Below are 17193 nucleotides of genomic sequence, written 5' to 3'. Positions count from 1 at the left end.
TCAATGAATAATATGCAAGGAAGAACTGTTTTTATCACTGGCGGCAGTCGAGGTATTGGCAGAGCGATTGCTTTAAAAGCAGCTCAGGCAGGTGCTAATGTCGTGATTGCAGCAAAAACCGAAGTCGAGACCACTAAATTAACAGGTACGATTTATAGCGTCGCCGAAGAAATTGAAGCTGCTGGTGGCAAAGCATTGCCTCTACTACTTGATGTTAGAGATGAACAACAAATCCATACAGCTATTCAGCAAGCTGCCAAAGCATTTGGTGGAATTGATGTGCTGATTAATAACGCAGGTGCAATCGCATTGATGGGGGTGGAATCCACATCGTTAAAACAATATGACTTGATCCAAAGCATTAACCACCGTGCGACCTTTATTTGTGCCCAAGCTGCATTGCCCTTTTTAAAGCAATCTGAAAATCCACATATTTTGAGTTTATCACCACCTGTAAACATGTCACCGAAATGGCTCGGGATGCTTTCACCTTATGCTTTATCTAAATATGGTATGACGATTTTGACTTTGGGCATGGCAGAAGAATTTCGCCAATATGGTATTTCTTGTAATACCTTGTGGCCTGAAACTTATATCGCAACCGCAGCCGTGTCTAAGAATCTAGGCGAAGAAAATACCTTACATGTGAGTCGTAAACCTGAAATCATGGCTGATGCAGCTTATGCGATTTATAGTACGGCGAAAGGTGAACTGACAGGACAGAACCTAACCGATGAACAAGCTCTAGTAAGAGTCGGCATCACTGACTTTTCTCAATATGCATGTGTCGCTGGAAATACCAATCTACAGAAAGATTTCTTTTTGGATTGATTCAACCATAAAAAATGACCTTAAAACATCAGTCTTAAGGTCATTTTAAATGTTAAGCTAAAAAATAAAATTAACCAGGGAAAATACCACGCTCTTTACGCGCTTTTAAAATACGCTCACAACCTAAAATGAAGGCTGCTGTACGTAAAGTACATTCTTTCTCGCTTGATTTATGCCATACATCATTGATAGCTTGAATCATCAACTTATCCAGTCTTTCGTTAATTTCTTCCTCAGACCAGAAGTAGCTCGACATATCTTGAACCCATTCAAAGTAAGATACGGTTACACCGCCAGCGTTACAGATGACGTCAGGCACAACCGTAATACCACGTTGAACCAATACATCGTCTGCTTCTGGGAATGTTGGACCGTTCGCACCTTCAAGTACTAACTTCGCAGTTAACTTTTGCGCACGTTCAACTGTGATTTGACTTTCCAATGCAGCAGGAATCAAAATATCCATCTCTACATTCCAGAACTCTTCATCACTAATCGCTTGAGCGCCCTCAAAGCCACCCACACCTTGATGAGTTTCCATGTGCGTTTTTAATGCAGCAAGATCGATTCCTTCTGGATTGAAAATCGTACCAGTGTGATCTTGAATCGTCACAATGATCGATTTCGAATCAGCAAACAAATATGCAGCTTCGCTACCTACGTTACCAAACCCTTGAACTGCGATTTTTGCGCCGTCTAATGGTAATTTGATTTTTTCAGCAACTTGTTGACCTGTGATGAAAACTCCACGACCTGTCGCTTTAATCCGGCCAAGAGAACCACCAAGATGTACCGGTTTACCCGTTACCACACCAGTCACTGTATGACCTTGACCAGATGAATAAGTATCCATGATCCAACCCATCACGTTTGGATTAGTACCCACGTCTGGAGCAGGGATATCTTTTTGTGGGCCAATGATATGGCTGATTTCACTGGTATAACGACGGGTTAAACGCTCTAATTCACGTGGTGAAAGTTGACGCGGGTCAACACGGATGCCACCTTTTGCACCGCCAAATGGTAAATTCACCACCGCAGTTTTAATGGTCATCCATGCTGAAAGTGCCATTACTTCATTTAAATCTACATCTGGGTGATAGCGAATACCGCCCTTACCCGGACCACGTGACAAGTTGTGTTGTACACGATAACCTTCAAAATGACGAATTGTGCCATCGTCCATCACAATTGGCACATCGACAATCAGAGCACGTTTTGGGCGCTTCAATGTGTCCACATAGTCTTCTAAACCATCTAGATATGGAGCAACACGCTCAATCTGTTTAAGATAAGTTGCCCATGGACCGTCATTTTGAGAGACATAAGATAATAAATTAGACATGTTTTATCCTTTTGATGAGTTCGTTTGAATCATCAATCAAATAGGTAATTAAAAATGATATAAGCGGCTAATTTGGCAGTTCTGTTATCCAAATCAAACCGTGGGTTGCATTCAGCCACATCAAAAACTTTAATTTTGCCAGTTTTCTTAATGGCGTCTAATAATGAGTCAAAGACGGATAAATCAATGCCTTTGACTGCTGGTGCACTGACACCGGGTGCGATGCTGGCGCTAAATACATCCAAATCAACTGTGATGTATAAGTCGTCAACTTTTTCAATAAAACCGTTAATTTTCGAAATTAAATTTACAAGATTGGTCAGTTGTAATTGATGGTCGTAGATATAGCTACAATTCAAACGATCCGCTGTTTCAAACAAAACTTTAGTATTTGAATGCTTCGCCACACCGATACAGAGATAATTAAATTCCTGATCATGCTGTTCTGACAATTGCGCTGCATTTAGAAAAGGTGTTCCTGAAGTCACCTGTTCAGCTTCACGAAGATCAAAATGCGCATCAAAATTAATGATGCCTATTTTACGGTTTAGATCGTTGCTTTGGATATATTGAAATAACCCAGAAAAACTACCAAATGCGACTTCATGCCCGCCACCTAAAACAATCGGTTTCATGCCTTGTTTTAAGCTGCGTTCAACCTGTTCTGCTAGTTCAGCCTGAGCTTGTTCCAATTTTCCATGATCACAAACTACCGTACCCAAATCAGCAATCGAAATCGGTTGATGAATAGGTAAATTTGCCAACTGAGCACGAATCATATCGGGTGCATCCGCTGCACCTAAACGCCCTTTATTACGCTTTACGCCTTCATCGGAACTAAAACCGATTAAAGCAAAAGCAGCATGTTGACTGGTATTAACCACCTGATGGATACGTAGATGTTGCTCACCTTCACCATCTTGTCGCCCTTGCCATTTAAATGAATGATTCATATTCAATATCACTAATTAAAACTGTTCGCACTACACAAAAATTTCATTGCCATGCTGAATAATACGTTTAGGTAAATCTCCACCGAGCCAATACACAATCTCAGATGGATGTTCAATTTCCCAAGCAATAAAGTCAGCAACTTTGCCTACTTCTAAACTGCCATGTGAATCTTGTAGCCCTAAAGCATGTGCCGCGTGAATGGTTACGCCTGCCAATGTTTGTTCGGGTGTTAAGCGAAATAAGGTACTTCCCATATTCATCATCAAACGTAAAGACAATGCTGGAGAAGTTCCTGGATTCAAGTCACTCGACAACGCAATCCGAACACCATGTTGATGCAAACTGTCTAATGGTGGATATTTAGTCTCTCTCAAGAAATAGAATGCACCAGGTAATAACACTGCAACTGTTCCTGAGCTAGCCATTGCTTTGACATCGTCTTCAGTCATAAATTCTAAATGATCAGCAGATAAAGCGTAATAACGTGCAGCCAAACTAGAACCACCTAGAGAAGACAGTTGTTCTGCATGCAATTTAACGGGGAGATTGAGTGCATGTGCTGTTCTAAATATACGTTCAACTTGCGCAGGTGAAAATGCTAAATACTCACAAAATGCATCGACCGCATCCACTAACCCTTCCTGATGCAATTTGGGCAACATTTCTGTACAAATATGATCGACATAGGCATCATTTTGACCTTTATATTCAGGAGGTAATGCATGCGCTGCTAAGCATGTACTGCGTACAGTCATTGGCAAAATATTTGCAATTTGACGAATCACACGTAACATTTTTCGTTCATTGACATAGTCCAGACCATAACCAGACTTAATTTCAATGGTGGTAACACCATCTTTAAGCAAACAACGAATACGTTTTAAAGCCGATGCGAGTAATTGTTCTTCACTCGCTTCACGGGTAGCACGCACAGTACTGGCAATCCCGCCACCACTTGCTGCAATCTCTGCATAGCTGACACCCTGCAAACGTTGCTCAAACTCAACACTACGATTTCCACCAAACACACTATGCGTATGGCAATCAATCAAACCGGGTGTTAACCATGCCCCATTCAAATCAATGGTTTCAGCATAATTATCATTTGGAATATCACTTTCACGACCAATCCAATGAATATGCTGTCCAAATGTCACTAAAGCAGCATGTTCAATACTGTTGTATTTCCCATCCTGCATAGTAGCGATATGACAGTTTTTCCAAAGCTTTTTCATTTCAGATCATCTCCCTGTCCAAGAGCTATGCGCTCTTGAACAGTTGGGTTATTAGCTTTCCATTTTGAAATTTTGTGGTAAATCCTCATCAACCTTAATTGCATCTTGTTTTGGTTTAACCCAAATATTGTATGCAATACACAGTAAAACTAGCCATCCAACACCAACATACAGTGCTGGTCTTGAGTCAGGGAAATAACCCATCATTGCCAAAATAAACAGCATGAATGCAATGGCAAATGCAGGAGCATACGGCCAACCGATCACAGGAAAATCAAGTGCTTTAATCTGTTCTTTAGACAACTTACGTCGCATCGCAACTTGTGAAAGTAAGATCATCAACCATACCCAAACCGTTGCAAAAGTTGCAATTGACGCAATGATAAGGAATACATTTTCTGGAATTAAATAGTTGAGAACCACACCGATAAGTAAGACTCCAGCCATAACCACGACTGTCATCCACGGTACACCATTTTTAGAGATTTTTTGAAACACTTGCGGTGCTTGTCCACGGCTCGACATACCAAACAACATACGCCCTGCACCAAATACATCACTATTAATCGCAGAAACTGCCGCAGTGATCACCACAATATTTAAAACTGTTGCAGCAGAACCAATACCTAGATTTTCAAAAATTTGTACAAATGGGCTACCTTGACTACCAATCTGATTCCAAGGAAAAATCGACATTAATACAAAGATCGTCAAGACATAGAAGAGCAAAATACGGACTGGAACAGCGTTAATTGCCTTCGGAATAGAGGTCTTTGGATCTTTAGATTCACCCGCAGTAATCCCGATAATCTCGATACCACCGAAAGCAAATACAACTACAGATAAACAAGCAATCAAACCTGCAATACCATTTGGCATAAAACCTTCATGAATCCATAAGTTTTGAATACCTGTTGTGAAACCTGCTTGATCGGCATTGAAACCATAAATCATCAGCCCTAAGCCACCCAAAATCATGGCAACAATCGCGGTCACTTTTACGATTGAAAGCCAGAACTCTAGCTCGCCAAAAACTTTGACATGAATGAGGTTAATTGCACCTAAGAACATGATCAGTGACAGAATCCAAATCCATCGAGGAACATCGGGATACCAAAATCCCATATAGATTCCAAAAGCAGTTACGTCAGCCAACGCAACAATGATCATCTCAAAAACGTAGGTCCAGCCTGTGGTAAAACCAGCAAGTGGTCCAATGTACTGTGAAGCGTAGTGACTGAAAGAGCCTGAAACTGGATTTTGAACCGCCATCTCACCTAATGCGCGCATCACGATATAAATTGCAATCCCTGCAACAATATATGCGAGCAAAACTGATGGACCTGCCATTTTAATGGCTGTTGCTGAACCGTAAAAAAGTCCCGTTCCTATTGCTGAACCTAATGCTAAGAAACGGATGTGACGGGTGTTTAATCCCCGCTGTAAAGTGGAGTGTTGTGACATTATTATCTCCAATCCTTGAGGAAATATAGTTAGAGTCGGTCACTCCATGTGACCGTTATCCTGATTACGCGTTAGATAGGCTTGGCAATAGATTTGGAATGAGTAATTCATTCAAACAACCACTTGCGAGTAATTCACTGGCTTGTTCGATATCAGGAGCGAAGAAACGATCTTCACTGTAATACGGCACTTGGTCACGCAATGCTTTACGCGCACGTTCAAGTTTTGGCGAGCTTTTTAAACCTTCACGGAAATCAAGACCTTGACATGCTCCTAACCATTCCACAGCAAGAATGCCACGAACGTTATCAGCCATATACCACAAACGCTTACCCGCATTTGGTGCCATAGAAACATGGTCTTCTTGGTTTGCTGATGTTGGTAAACTGTCAATACTTGCAGGATGTGCTAAAGCTTTGTTGTCACTTGCCAAAGCTGCGGCAGTTACTTGAGCGATCATAAATCCAGAATTGACCCCACCATTGGCAACTAAAAATGGCGGAAGTTGTGACATATGGCGATCCATCATCATCGAAATACGGCGTTCAGAGAGTGAACCGATTTCTGCAATTGCCAGTGCCAAATTATCTGCCGCCATCGCAACAGGTTCAGCATGGAAATTACCACCTGAAATCACATCGCCTTCCGCTGCAAATACCAATGGGTTATCGGATACCGCATTTGATTCGATTTCCAACACTTCTGCTGCTTGACGAATTTGAGTCAAGCAAGCACCCATCACCTGAGGTTGGCAACGCAGTGAGTATGGGTCTTGAACCTTGCTGCAATCTTCATGTGAATGTGCAATTTCACTTGAATCAGTCAGTAAGTCACGATATGCAGCAGCCACATCAATTTGACCACGTTGACCACGAACTTCATGCACACGCGCATCAAATGGTGCACGAGAACCTAACATTGCCTCAACGCTTAAACCACCGCAAACCGTTGCAGCAGCGAATAAATCTTCAGCTTCAAATAAACCACGTAAAGCATATGCAGTGGAAACTTGCGTACCATTTAACAGTGCTAAACCTTCTTTAGCTGCTAGAGAGATTGGCTCTAAACCTGCGATTTTAAGCGCCTCTACTGCTGGCAACCATTCACCTTTATAACGTGCTTTACTTTCACCCAATAACACTAAAGACATATGTGCAAGTGGTGCCAAGTCACCCGAAGCTCCCACCGAACCTTTCAGTGGAATATGTGGATAGACTTCTGCGTTGATCAACGCAAGAATGGCATCAATCACTTTACGGCGAATACCAGAGAAGCCACGCGCCAAGCTGTTTGCTTTGAGCAACATGATTAAACGCACCATTGCATCATCTAATGGCTCACCAACACCTGCGGCATGTGAAAGTACCAAAGAACGTTGTAATTGTTCTAAATCTTCTGGTGCAATTTTAGTTGAAGCGAGCAAACCAAAACCTGTATTAATCCCGTAAGCAGTACGACCTTCATTTACTATTTTTTCGACACATGCAACACTGGCATTAATACCTGCTGATGCACTTTCATCGAGTTTGACTTGGATTGGATTTAAATAAGCGTGGCGCAGATCTGCTAGGCTAAGTTTGCCGGGTTGAATTAGAAGTTCCATTATTGGCGTCCTGTTTTGCACTATATTGTTCGCTTACGATGCCGCTTACACAATTGCAAAAAGCATCGTAATGTCCTTGTCTGTTTATTGTGTGATCATCGGCAAGTTCAAGCCTTGCTCTTTGGCACAATCAATCGCAATGTCATAGCCCGCATCGGCATGACGCATCACCCCTGTTGCAGGGTCATTGGTCAATACACGAGCGATACGTGCTGCCGCTTCATCTGTACCATCACATACAATCACGACACCTGAGTGTTGCGAGAAGCCCATACCAACACCACCACCGTGATGTAAAGAAACCCAAGTTGCACCACCTGCTGTATTCAAGAGCGCATTTAATAATGGCCAATCTGATACTGCATCTGAACCATCTTGCATTGCTTCTGTTTCACGATTTGGACTTGATACCGAACCTGAATCTAAATGATCACGACCAATGACAATCGGTGCAGAAAGCTCACCACTACGAACCATTTCATTAAAAGCCAAACCAAGTTTGGCACGTAGACCTAAACCGACCCAACAAATACGTGCTGGTAAGCCTTGGAAGCTAATCCGTTCACGTGCCATATCTAACCAACGATGTAAATGTTCATCATCAGGGATTAATTCTTTTACTTTTGCATCTGTTTTATAGATATCTTCTGGATCACCTGAAAGTGCAACCCAACGGAATGGTCCTACACCGCGACAGAACAATGGGCGAATATAAGCAGGTACGAAACCTGGGAAATCAAAAGCGTTCGCAACACCTTCTTCTTGTGCCATTTGACGAATGTTGTTGCCATAGTCAAATGTTGGCACACCCATTTTTTGGAAATCAAGCATCGCTTGAACATGCTTTGCCATAGATTGTTTAGCGGCTTTCACCACAACTTCTGGTTCAGTTTTAGCACGCTCACGGTATTCTTCCCATGTCCAACCCACTGGCAAATAACCATTAAGTGGATCATGTGCGCTGGTTTGGTCAGTGACCATATCAGGACGTACACCACGACGAACTAATTCAGGTAAAATTTCTGCTGCATTACCATGTAAAGCGATCGAAACTGCTTTACCTTCTTTGGTGTATTTTTCAATACGTGCTAATGCATCATCCAAATCAGTCGCTTGTTCATCAACATAACGTGTGCGTAAACGGAAATCGATACTGGTTTGTTGGCATTCGATATTCAATGAACATGCACCAGCCAATGTTGCTGCTAATGGTTGAGCACCGCCCATACCACCTAAGCCAGCAGTCAGTACCCAACGACCTGTTAAATCACCGTTGTAATGTTGACGACCTGCTTCAACAAAAGTTTCATATGTACCTTGTACAATGCCTTGGCTACCAATGTAGATCCAAGAACCTGCTGTCATTTGACCGTACATTGCCAAACCTTTTGCATCTAGCTCATTGAAGTGTTCCCAATTCGCCCAATGTGGAACTAAGTTCGAGTTTGCAATCAAAACACGTGGCGCATCTTTATGGGTTTTGAATACACCAACAGGTTTACCTGATTGAACCAACAAGGTTTCATCCGCTTCTAAGTTTTTTAAAGTTTCAACAATTTTATCAAAGCATTCCCAGTTACGTGCAGCACGACCGATCCCACCATAAACAACGAGTTCTTTTGGATTTTCTGCCACATCAGGGTCAAGATTATTCATCAGCATGCGTAACGGCGCTTCAGTTAACCAACTTTTTGCATTCAGTTGTGTACCACGTGGTGCGCGAATTTCTACGTCACGAAATTTTGTTGTCATTGTAGTCACAATCGGACTCCTTCCTTTGAGATTTGAACCGCAAATTAAACTGCTTTTAACGTATAGCAATGTATTAACTTGTATATACATCTATATACTACACAAATCTTTTATCTTGAAAAGATGCATTTCATTCCATTTATGAAAATAAATTTTAAACATATGAAATAAATTGATTTATTTTTATTAAGACCATAAAAAACCCATACAACTAAAAATTGTATGGGTTTCAAAAAAGTGTTAATTATTTAAATTTTCGTGAGTCGAATCGCACAAACTTGTTTTTTATCCTGCTTACCAAAAGAAATACTTTTCAAGTAATCCCGATCTTTTATAATTAAACTTTCTTGATGCTCCAGATAGAAAATAGATTCATTTATTTTAATTTCTAAAGGTTCTAAACTTTGATTAAAAACAAAAATTAAATCAGCAGAACTCTTTAATTCAGAAGCAGTAGACTCGAACATCCATTCATAATCTGCATGAAATTTTTTAGCATCATATATCAGATTAAAGTCTCGAATCTTTCCATTGGGCAATTCACAACTAACCTGACTGTCTCCACTGAACTTTATCGATTCCAGATATTGTAAATGCTTCACTTGATGATCAATATTCAGCAAAATATCTTGACCTTCCAAAACCGTCAAATAACGTTGCATACCATCAAATTTGGAAAACGAACCAGACGTTTTGACGTCCGCCATGGAAATACGCCAATCAAATAACTCAAGGCTACTCCCTTCACTCCGAGCAAGTTCAATTGTATAGCCTGCACCATTTTTCCACAGCATGCATTTATAATCTGCTGAGCTTAGATGCTGAATCATTGCGTAAATTTACCTTCCAAATAATAACGACTACCTGGATAAATCAAACGTGCACTAGAAATCAGTTGTTTATTTGACCATGTACGACGGCGAATCAATAGGCAGGGTTCTGTCTTATTAATCTTCAACCATTTACATTCTTGAGCCGATGCTAAAATCGCCGTAACCACATGCTCACCCTCAGTCACAGGTGCCTTTGACATCAAATAAGCATTTGGCGTAATCTCTGTAAAGTCTTGAGCTAAATAATCAGGTATCAACACTGGATCAACTAAACGATCTTCTATTTGTACAGGCACATCATTTTCATAATGCACAATAATCGAATGAAATAGCTTTTGCCCTTCACGCATCTGCATTAATAGGCTTTGTTCTGTGTTTGCTTGAATTTGTTCCAACACCAATACTTCTGCACGATGTTTATGATTTCGAGCGATAATCTCTTCGGCAATATTATTCACATGAAATAAAGCTGTGCGTCCTTGTCCTTCTGCAACAAATGAACCTACACCTTGTATGCGTACTAGCAAGCCCTCACTGGTCAACTCACGCAAAGCGCGGTTGACTGTCATACGACTGCAACCAAGCAAGTTGACTAATTCACTCTCGGATGGAATCTTTTTATTGACTGTCCATGTGCCTTCGTAGATTTTCTGTGAAATCATTTGTTTCACACGCAAGTACAAAGGTACAGGACTGTCTTCCCCGAGTGATAAATCCAAATCGGTTTGCTTGGATGTTCTTGACATTGGCTAAAACTCATACACAATACTTTGAGCTATTGTATATAGATTATCGCCAATTTGTATATACAAGCTTATACAATCGAATCATGTTTTACTTTATATAAAGTGATATAAAGATCGTTATTAACAAATATTATTTAAATGATTCATAAGCAAAATTAATTTATATTTATCAAATGATTATACTAAATAGGCTTTGTTGCACAAAGCTATTCTTGAAGGCTTCTTCAGCAATATAATTTCCAGATGAAGAAGCCTGTTCCTAAAATCTACCGTACAACCAATTGGTCCTCGTATAACCAAGCTTTAATCAAGCGAGGAAATATTTCAATCTGGTTTGATCCTAAGACCAATGGTATGCACAGCCACAAGGCAAGCATGGACGAAATCAAACTTATTCCGATACAGCGATTCAATGCTGTTTAATGATCAAATCTCTATTCCGTCTTTCTTTACGTATGGTCACTGGCTTTGCTCAAAGTCTGATTAAACGCCGTGGTTTGAATTGGACAGCACCAGATTACTCCACCCTCTGTAGACGACAAAAGCATATTGATATTGCGATAAGCTCTCAGAAAAGTCATGATGGATTACACCTACTTATTGACTCTACAGGATTAAAATTTTTAGGTGAAGGCGAATGGAAGCGTAAGAAACATCAAACTGAATATCGTCGCCAATGGCGCAAACTTCATATCAAATACGAGCATTTCAGCTCACAACAAACAATGTGAGTGATTCACAGGTGCTTGGTGATTTGCTTGATCAAATTCCATTGGATGAACGAATTGATTCAGTCGATACAGATGGTGCTTATGACACAAAGCACTGCCGACAAGTCATTTTAGATTGAGATGCACATGCAGTCATTCCACCTAGGAAGAATGTAAAGCTTTGGAAAGATAAGAAATTGAGATATTTAGAGAGAGGAATGAATTATTAAAAACAGTCAAACGGCTAGGTAGGTCACTTTGGAAAAAATGGTCTGGTTATCATCATCGAAGTTTAGTGGAAACCAAAATGCATTGCATCAAATTATTAGGTGATAAATTAACAGCAAGGAGTTTTCCTAGTCAGGTGAATGAGATTTATGCACGTGTAGCAGTTTTGAATAAATTCACAGTATTTGGTCGACCTCATACCCAAGTTGTGACTTGAATTTAGCTCAATTACGGTAGCATTGTCTTTCAAACCTTTGTGCAACAAAGCCCATGAAGACTATATTGCGGGCATCGCTAAAGGTTTAAGTATTTTAGAATGTTTTGGACCAGATCGAGTCAATCCTTATGGATTACATTTAGGTAATCGCCTTCCCGCACATGCAACTTCAGCAGGTAAAATATTATTGGCACATCTAAATGCTGAAGAACAAAAACAGTGATTAGAAAAATACCCTTTAAAACGTTTAATTAAATATACGCATACGGATAGTGAAGTTTTCCTTTCACTATTACATGAAATTAAAGAACAGGATCGGTGCTACTCATGTGAAGAACATGAACTAGGTGTAATTTAAGACTCAAATGCAGATGTTGTTGCAGCGTTAAATATTGTTTCTCCAACCATGCATACAACCAAAGATTATTTAATTACTCACATTTTACCTTTACTTCTTGAAACTGCTGGCGACTTGCGTCAAGTTATTTGATAAGAATAAAGCAAAAAATTATTTTCTTAGGCTATGAATAACGTATTAGGTTTAATAATCAGTTCACAACAGATTCACACTTTTACTTTTATGCTGTATATAAAATCAAATGAGTGTAAAAAAATGGCATTTCTCAGAACTTTAGCCGTTTCAACATTAGCCTTATTCTCTTTAGCTTCGTGTAAAAGTATACCGAGCTATTCATCTGACTATACCAAAGCAAGTAAAGAAATATCAGGCATTGCTTTGACGCAAGAACAAGCGGCTGAAATCGGTAAGCGCTTTACTTCAGCATTCAATACACTTGGAACACCAAGTTTTATTAAAAATGCAAGCCAACTTTATGCTAATGACCTATACATTAATGACACCTTATCCCAGTTTTCGAACAAACAAGATTTGGTAAAACATTTTTCAGGTATGAATGAGCATGTGAGTAACGTAAATGTCAAACTTATTAGTGCCACTTATCAAAAAGATTCAGCCTATATACATTGGTATATGGCTTATGATTTTAAAATGTTTGGCCGTAGTAAAACTATGGCATCGTATGGCATAAGCGAAATCAAAATCAACTCCTCTAGCCAAATTGTTTTTCAACAAGACTATTGGGATCCTGCCAATGGTTTATATCGTTCATTACCTTATATCGGAAGAGCCTACTCTTTGATTTTACCGTTCAAAAAATAGTTTAAAATTCGACCATCATAAATTTATAATAATTCAAGGGTGATATATATGAACGATAATTTCTTATTAAATCAATTCAGTCATATTGATGGTTTAATCTTCCTTGCTGTGATAGATAATTATGATGGTGCTATATTAAAATCCATAGGAGATCATTATATAAATATAGATAGTGCTATACTTGAAGTTACCAATATATATAACATGCAAATAAAACTGACACATCAGTTTGATCCACTGGATTATATTGAAGGTATATTTATCAGTTTACACAATCAATATCATATGATTACTCCTCTTGAAAGTAATCAAAACCTATTTTTATATGCAATTTTAGATCATACTCTGACAAACCCTGCATATGCACGTTACGAAATTGAACGTATTGAAAAAAATCTTAATTTTTATGCCTATTAAAATATATATTATTAGATAAGCTTTGAATTGAGTATTTCTTTGTACAATGGAGCTTAAAATGAATTCAAATTTAATGAAGAAAATATTTTCATTTTGTGCCATTAACTTAATAGTAGGTACTCATGTAGTGCATGCAAGTGTTCAAACTTGTCAGAATGCCCCACTGATTGTTACGGGAAAAGTTGTTGGTTCAGTGACATATTTTGCAGATGACTGTAAAAAAAACTGGGAAAACCAAAACATACGCCTAGACTTTTCTTATCGTCAAAACATTCCTGAATGGGCATTTAAACGTGCAGCGACTCATTTCCTTAAGAAAAATATTGCAGACTTCTCAGATAACTCACCACTGAATAACATCACAGAATTATATCACTCTGTAAAAAAAGGTGATCTTTATAGCCTCAGCTACAATCACAATAGCAATACACTCAGATTATCTTTAAATCAGAAGACTCTCGGTGCGATTACAGATCAAAAAGCAAATCAGTATTTTAAAATTTGGTTTGGAAATTCACCTTTTAATGCTAAATTAAAACAACAATTACTTAATCCATAGTGGATATTATTATGAGCAATCAATTTATCCTGATGGTTGAAGACCACTATGAACTTGCGGCAACTGTATGTGAGTTTTTAGAGGAACATGGTTTTGTAATTGATCATGCGCGTAACTTGGATGCTGCACGTAATTTTCTTAAAACACAGGCTTATCATCTGCTTTTATTAGACATAAATTTACCTGATGGCTCTGGTTACGATTTATGTGAATGGTTAAGAACAGAACAAGGTATGGATATTCCCGTGCTTATGCTTACCGCTCGTGACACCTTAGATGATAAATTGAAAGGTTTTGTTGCAGGTACAGATGATTATCTAGTTAAACCTTTTGATTTCAATGAATTAGTCATGCGTATTCGTGCCCTAATTAAACGTTCATTAGGCGAAGTTTCCAAAAATAAAATTCAAATTCATGACTTAATTTTAGATAGCTCCACACAAACCATTATTCGTGCAGGTCAACACATTGAATTACCACGGATTCAATTTAAATTACTTAAAATTTTAATGAGAAACTCACCAAGAGTAATAACCAAACAAGAAATTATTATTGAGCTTTGGGGTGATGAAGAGCCTGAAAGCGATGCTTTACGTAGCCATATTTATAATTTACGTAAAATGGTGGATAAACCTTTTCAACAAAAACTCATTCATACGATTTCTGGTGTTGGTTTAAAAATCGCACTTGAGGATTAAGTGCTTTAATTCATATATACAACAACAATTAATCCTGTTGTATTCGGCAGTTCAAGTTCAGTATGTGTATTTAAATAATATTGACGATCGAACAACTCAACTCTCCAGCCCAGTTGCATACATAGTTTTTCTACTAACTGTAGACCTATGCCATGTCCTTTAGGATTGAGTTTTAGCTGAGTACGACTTAATTCTCGGACTTTTAATTCATCTGGTAGGCTAATTCCAATGCCGTTATCAGCAATGATGATGCTATTTTTCTGTTGAATAATATGAATACTCGAGCCTTGAGAATAATTTAGCGCATTACGCAAAATATTGCTCAACACCATTTTTGTCATCGATGGATATAATAGGCGTGTTGATTCTGGATCATCATACTGCACCAAAATCTCCATCCCTTTGCTTTGGCTCACCATATCTAAATCGTGAACGAGATCATTAATAATCACTGATAATCGAGTTTGATCGGCATTTAGGGTATTGGTCGTGTTACGTGCAATTGCAAGTAAAGTATCTACAAGTAATTGCATGTCTTCAATGGTATTTGCTATACGGTTCAATGATTTATCATTACCATATCTTGCTTGGCAGATTTGGACATTACCTTTCAAAATCGTCAAAGGCGTACGTAATTCGTGACTAACGTCCCCCGTAAACTCGCGTTCACGATGAATAAACTCACTCAATACTTCATGGTACTTTTCTAATGCCTGTTTTAGATATTCTGCTTCCAAATTGCCATTGGTACTAATATCTTGAAATGGAGAAGCTTCTTTATTTTGATGAACCCAGTCTATTTGTTCTAACGCATTTGCAAGACGGGTAATCGGTGAAAAATAACGTTTCGCACGGCGATTTGACCACCATAAAATACTATACAGCACGATCAAACTAAACATTAATGGCGCAAGACCAAACATCCAAACAATTTTATTGACGTTACTTTCACCAAACACCAACAACACATGTTGTCCATTTCGCTCGCCATAAACAGTCATACGATCTTTGCCATCTACAAAAATACGATGCACACCTTGCTGTAAAGTCAAATCACGAAATGGTTGCGGAGGCTTGTTTGATGACCATCGATAACCATATAAATTTTTAGTGTCTGGAAGATTAGCATTTGGATTTCGATCAACACGTATCCAATAATGTTCCATTTCTTGTTCAAGCGCAGTTTTGAGTAATGAACCTTTAATCACCCATGCACTACAAGCAATACCAATAACAATTGAAAGTGCGATCAGCCCGATCTGCAACCAATAATAGCGATTAAACATCTCACCGAGTGGATGATTATTTCCGTCATTTTGTTTCGATCTAAACATTGGCTGATCTACTTACAGAGTTATCTTTAATTATACGGCTTTCTTTTTAAACAGGAAGTGACCGACAACCCACTCTTGCCCTTGTTCAAACCCAAATAATTCTGCACAAGCCATAAAGAAAATACGCCAACGTTGCCACCATGCTTCTGCATCTTGAGCGTAAACCTGTTCAAAAAGTGGTTTTAATTGTTCTACATTGCGATCCATATTTTCTAACCAAGCATTCGCTGTTTTCTCGTAATGAGTACCCGACCATTGCCAATGTTTAGATAGTTCTAAATGCTCTTGAAAATGTAAAAATGTTGAACTGGCTGGCATCAAACCACCTGTAAAGAAGTAGCGTGACATCCAATCATATTCACTTTTAATTTCAAATGGATAATGTAAAAAACGATGACAAAAAATATGACACCACAACATTGCATCTGCTTTGAGCCAAGACTGAATTTTCTCAAAAAGTTTTTGATAGTTTCGAACATGTTCAAACATTTCAACCGAAACCACACGATCAAAAGTATTTGCTTTTAACTCAAGCACATTAACATCACAGGTTAAGATTTCTACGTTGTTTAGACCACGCTTTTGAGCTTCTGCAAGAATATGTTGGCGTTGAGTAGCTGAATTAGACACTCCAGTAATTTTTGCATTTGGATACCGCTCTGCCATCCATAAGGTAAATGATCCCCACCCACAGCCTAGCTCTAAAATTTGTTGACCATCATGTAATTGAGCGCGATCACTATATATCTGTAGTGAAAATTCTTCAGCTTCATCCAAATTTGTTCGATCATGGGGAAAGAAACATGCACTATATTTTAAACGTTTTCCTAGAACCGCCTGAAAGAATGCTGTAGGTAATTCATAATGCTGCTCGTTGGCTTTGTCCGTTTCGATCGCAATCTCGCTATGCTTTAACATATTAAGCACATCCATATAGCGCTGAGCACCTTGTTCAGGGTCATAACGCCCTTCTTGAATCAAACGCTTTTTACTCAATGCACGGATGGCTGCACGAATCGCTTGATCTGGAACTAAACCGCTTTCAACGAGTTTTAAAGATTTTTGAATTATAAAGTCCATGTGCAGT

General features: G+C 38.9%; 17 protein-coding genes and 2 pseudogenes. 9 read left to right on the top strand and 10 right to left on the bottom strand.

All coding sequences use genetic code 11. The features are described 5' to 3' along the window. Positions 1 to 3: 3 nt before the first annotated feature. The gene (locus tag O1449_RS06000) at positions 4 to 831 is read left to right on the top strand and encodes an SDR family oxidoreductase (RefSeq protein ID WP_269239444.1); all 828 of its coding nucleotides are present in this window, start codon (positions 4 to 6) and stop codon (positions 829 to 831) included. 70 nt (positions 832 to 901) lie between these two features. Here the strand turns inward: O1449_RS06000 and O1449_RS05995 are convergent, their stop codons facing one another. The 8 genes from O1449_RS05995 to hutC form a co-directional block, all read right to left on the bottom strand. Then, positions 902 to 2176, bottom strand: a complete 1275-nt coding sequence (locus tag O1449_RS05995; protein ID WP_269239443.1) for a Glu/Leu/Phe/Val family dehydrogenase — start codon at positions 2174 to 2176, stop codon at positions 902 to 904. A gap of 32 nt (positions 2177 to 2208) precedes the next feature. Then, positions 2209 to 3129, bottom strand: coding sequence for a formimidoylglutamase (gene hutG, locus O1449_RS05990; RefSeq protein ID WP_269239442.1), 921 nt, complete (start codon positions 3127 to 3129; stop codon positions 2209 to 2211). A gap of 30 nt (positions 3130 to 3159) precedes the next feature. Beyond that, on the bottom strand, positions 3160 to 4365 hold the full coding sequence (gene hutI / locus O1449_RS05985) for an imidazolonepropionase (protein WP_269239441.1): 1206 nt from the start codon (positions 4363 to 4365) through the stop codon (positions 3160 to 3162). A gap of 51 nt (positions 4366 to 4416) precedes the next feature. Beyond that, positions 4417 to 5829 carry an amino acid permease gene (locus O1449_RS05980; RefSeq protein WP_269239440.1) on the bottom strand — a complete coding sequence of 471 codons (1413 nt, stop codon included), beginning with the start codon at positions 5827 to 5829 and terminating at the stop codon, positions 4417 to 4419. Between the two features lie 64 nt (positions 5830 to 5893). Further along, positions 5894 to 7432 carry a histidine ammonia-lyase gene (gene hutH / locus O1449_RS05975; RefSeq protein ID WP_269239439.1) on the bottom strand — a complete coding sequence of 513 codons (1539 nt, stop codon included), beginning with the start codon at positions 7430 to 7432 and terminating at the stop codon, positions 5894 to 5896. 84 nt (positions 7433 to 7516) lie between these two features. Further along, entirely contained in the window at positions 7517 to 9184 is a 1668-nt protein-coding gene (hutU, locus tag O1449_RS05970; RefSeq protein WP_100833768.1) for a urocanate hydratase, read from the bottom strand. Between the two features lie 248 nt (positions 9185 to 9432). Then, on the bottom strand, positions 9433 to 10014 hold the full coding sequence (locus O1449_RS05965; protein ID WP_269239438.1) for a HutD/Ves family protein: 582 nt from the start codon (positions 10012 to 10014) through the stop codon (positions 9433 to 9435). Continuing rightward, positions 10011 to 10763, bottom strand: a complete 753-nt coding sequence (gene hutC / locus O1449_RS05960) for a histidine utilization repressor (protein WP_269239437.1) — start codon at positions 10761 to 10763, stop codon at positions 10011 to 10013. Before hutC ends, O1449_RS05965 begins: the two co-directional genes overlap by 4 nt. Positions 10764 to 11006: 243 nt before the next feature. Here hutC and O1449_RS16300 point away from each other — a divergent pair, with 243 nt between their 5' ends. The 8 genes and pseudogenes from O1449_RS16300 to O1449_RS05930 all read left to right on the top strand — a co-directional run bounded on the left by O1449_RS16300 (position 11007) and on the right by O1449_RS05930 (position 14772). Continuing rightward, a complete protein-coding gene (locus O1449_RS16300) occupies positions 11007 to 11186 on the top strand; it encodes a hypothetical protein (protein WP_331276182.1) in 180 nt (59 codons plus the stop codon). Next, a pseudogene (locus O1449_RS16295) lies at positions 11171 to 11613 on the top strand (IS5 family transposase). The gene O1449_RS16300 and the pseudogene O1449_RS16295 overlap by 16 nt, the downstream one beginning before the upstream one ends. 167 nt (positions 11614 to 11780) lie before the next feature. Next, positions 11781 to 11918 carry a hypothetical protein gene (locus O1449_RS16290; RefSeq protein WP_331276181.1) on the top strand — a complete coding sequence of 46 codons (138 nt, stop codon included), beginning with the start codon at positions 11781 to 11783 and terminating at the stop codon, positions 11916 to 11918. Positions 11919 to 12030: 112 nt separating this feature from the next. Further along, positions 12031 to 12408 (top strand): annotated as a pseudogene (locus tag O1449_RS05950) (IclR family transcriptional regulator domain-containing protein); the annotation flags it as partial. A 123-nt stretch (positions 12409 to 12531) separates the two neighbouring features. Further along, positions 12532 to 13098 (top strand): nuclear transport factor 2 family protein, encoded by a 567-nt coding sequence (locus O1449_RS05945; RefSeq protein ID WP_269228180.1) that lies wholly within the window; start codon positions 12532 to 12534, stop codon positions 13096 to 13098. 48 nt (positions 13099 to 13146) lie between these two features. Continuing rightward, the gene (locus O1449_RS05940; protein ID WP_269228181.1) at positions 13147 to 13515 is read left to right on the top strand and encodes a roadblock/LC7 domain-containing protein; all 369 of its coding nucleotides are present in this window, start codon (positions 13147 to 13149) and stop codon (positions 13513 to 13515) included. Between the two features lie 58 nt (positions 13516 to 13573). After that, positions 13574 to 14074, top strand: a complete 501-nt coding sequence (locus O1449_RS05935; RefSeq protein WP_269228182.1) for a chalcone isomerase family protein — start codon at positions 13574 to 13576, stop codon at positions 14072 to 14074. A gap of 11 nt (positions 14075 to 14085) precedes the next feature. Further along, positions 14086 to 14772: a response regulator transcription factor gene (locus O1449_RS05930; RefSeq protein ID WP_005159494.1), complete on the top strand. Its 687-nt coding sequence runs from the start codon at positions 14086 to 14088 to the stop codon at positions 14770 to 14772. 5 nt (positions 14773 to 14777) lie between these two features. Here O1449_RS05930 and O1449_RS05925 read toward each other — a convergent pair whose 3' ends face one another. Together O1449_RS05925 and O1449_RS05920 are read right to left on the bottom strand one after the other, a co-directional pair. Continuing rightward, positions 14778 to 16106: a sensor histidine kinase gene (locus O1449_RS05925; RefSeq protein ID WP_269239436.1), complete on the bottom strand. Its 1329-nt coding sequence runs from the start codon at positions 16104 to 16106 to the stop codon at positions 14778 to 14780. A gap of 30 nt (positions 16107 to 16136) precedes the next feature. Continuing rightward, on the bottom strand, positions 16137 to 17186 hold the full coding sequence (locus tag O1449_RS05920) for an SAM-dependent methyltransferase (protein ID WP_269239435.1): 1050 nt from the start codon (positions 17184 to 17186) through the stop codon (positions 16137 to 16139). Between the last annotated feature and the right edge of the window lie 7 nt (positions 17187 to 17193).

It is taken from the genome of Acinetobacter sp. TR3, assembly GCF_027105055.1.
Lineage (GTDB): Bacteria > Pseudomonadota > Gammaproteobacteria > Pseudomonadales > Moraxellaceae > Acinetobacter.
Note: the sequence above shows the minus strand (reverse complement) of the source record. Positions and strands in the feature narration are given on the sequence as shown.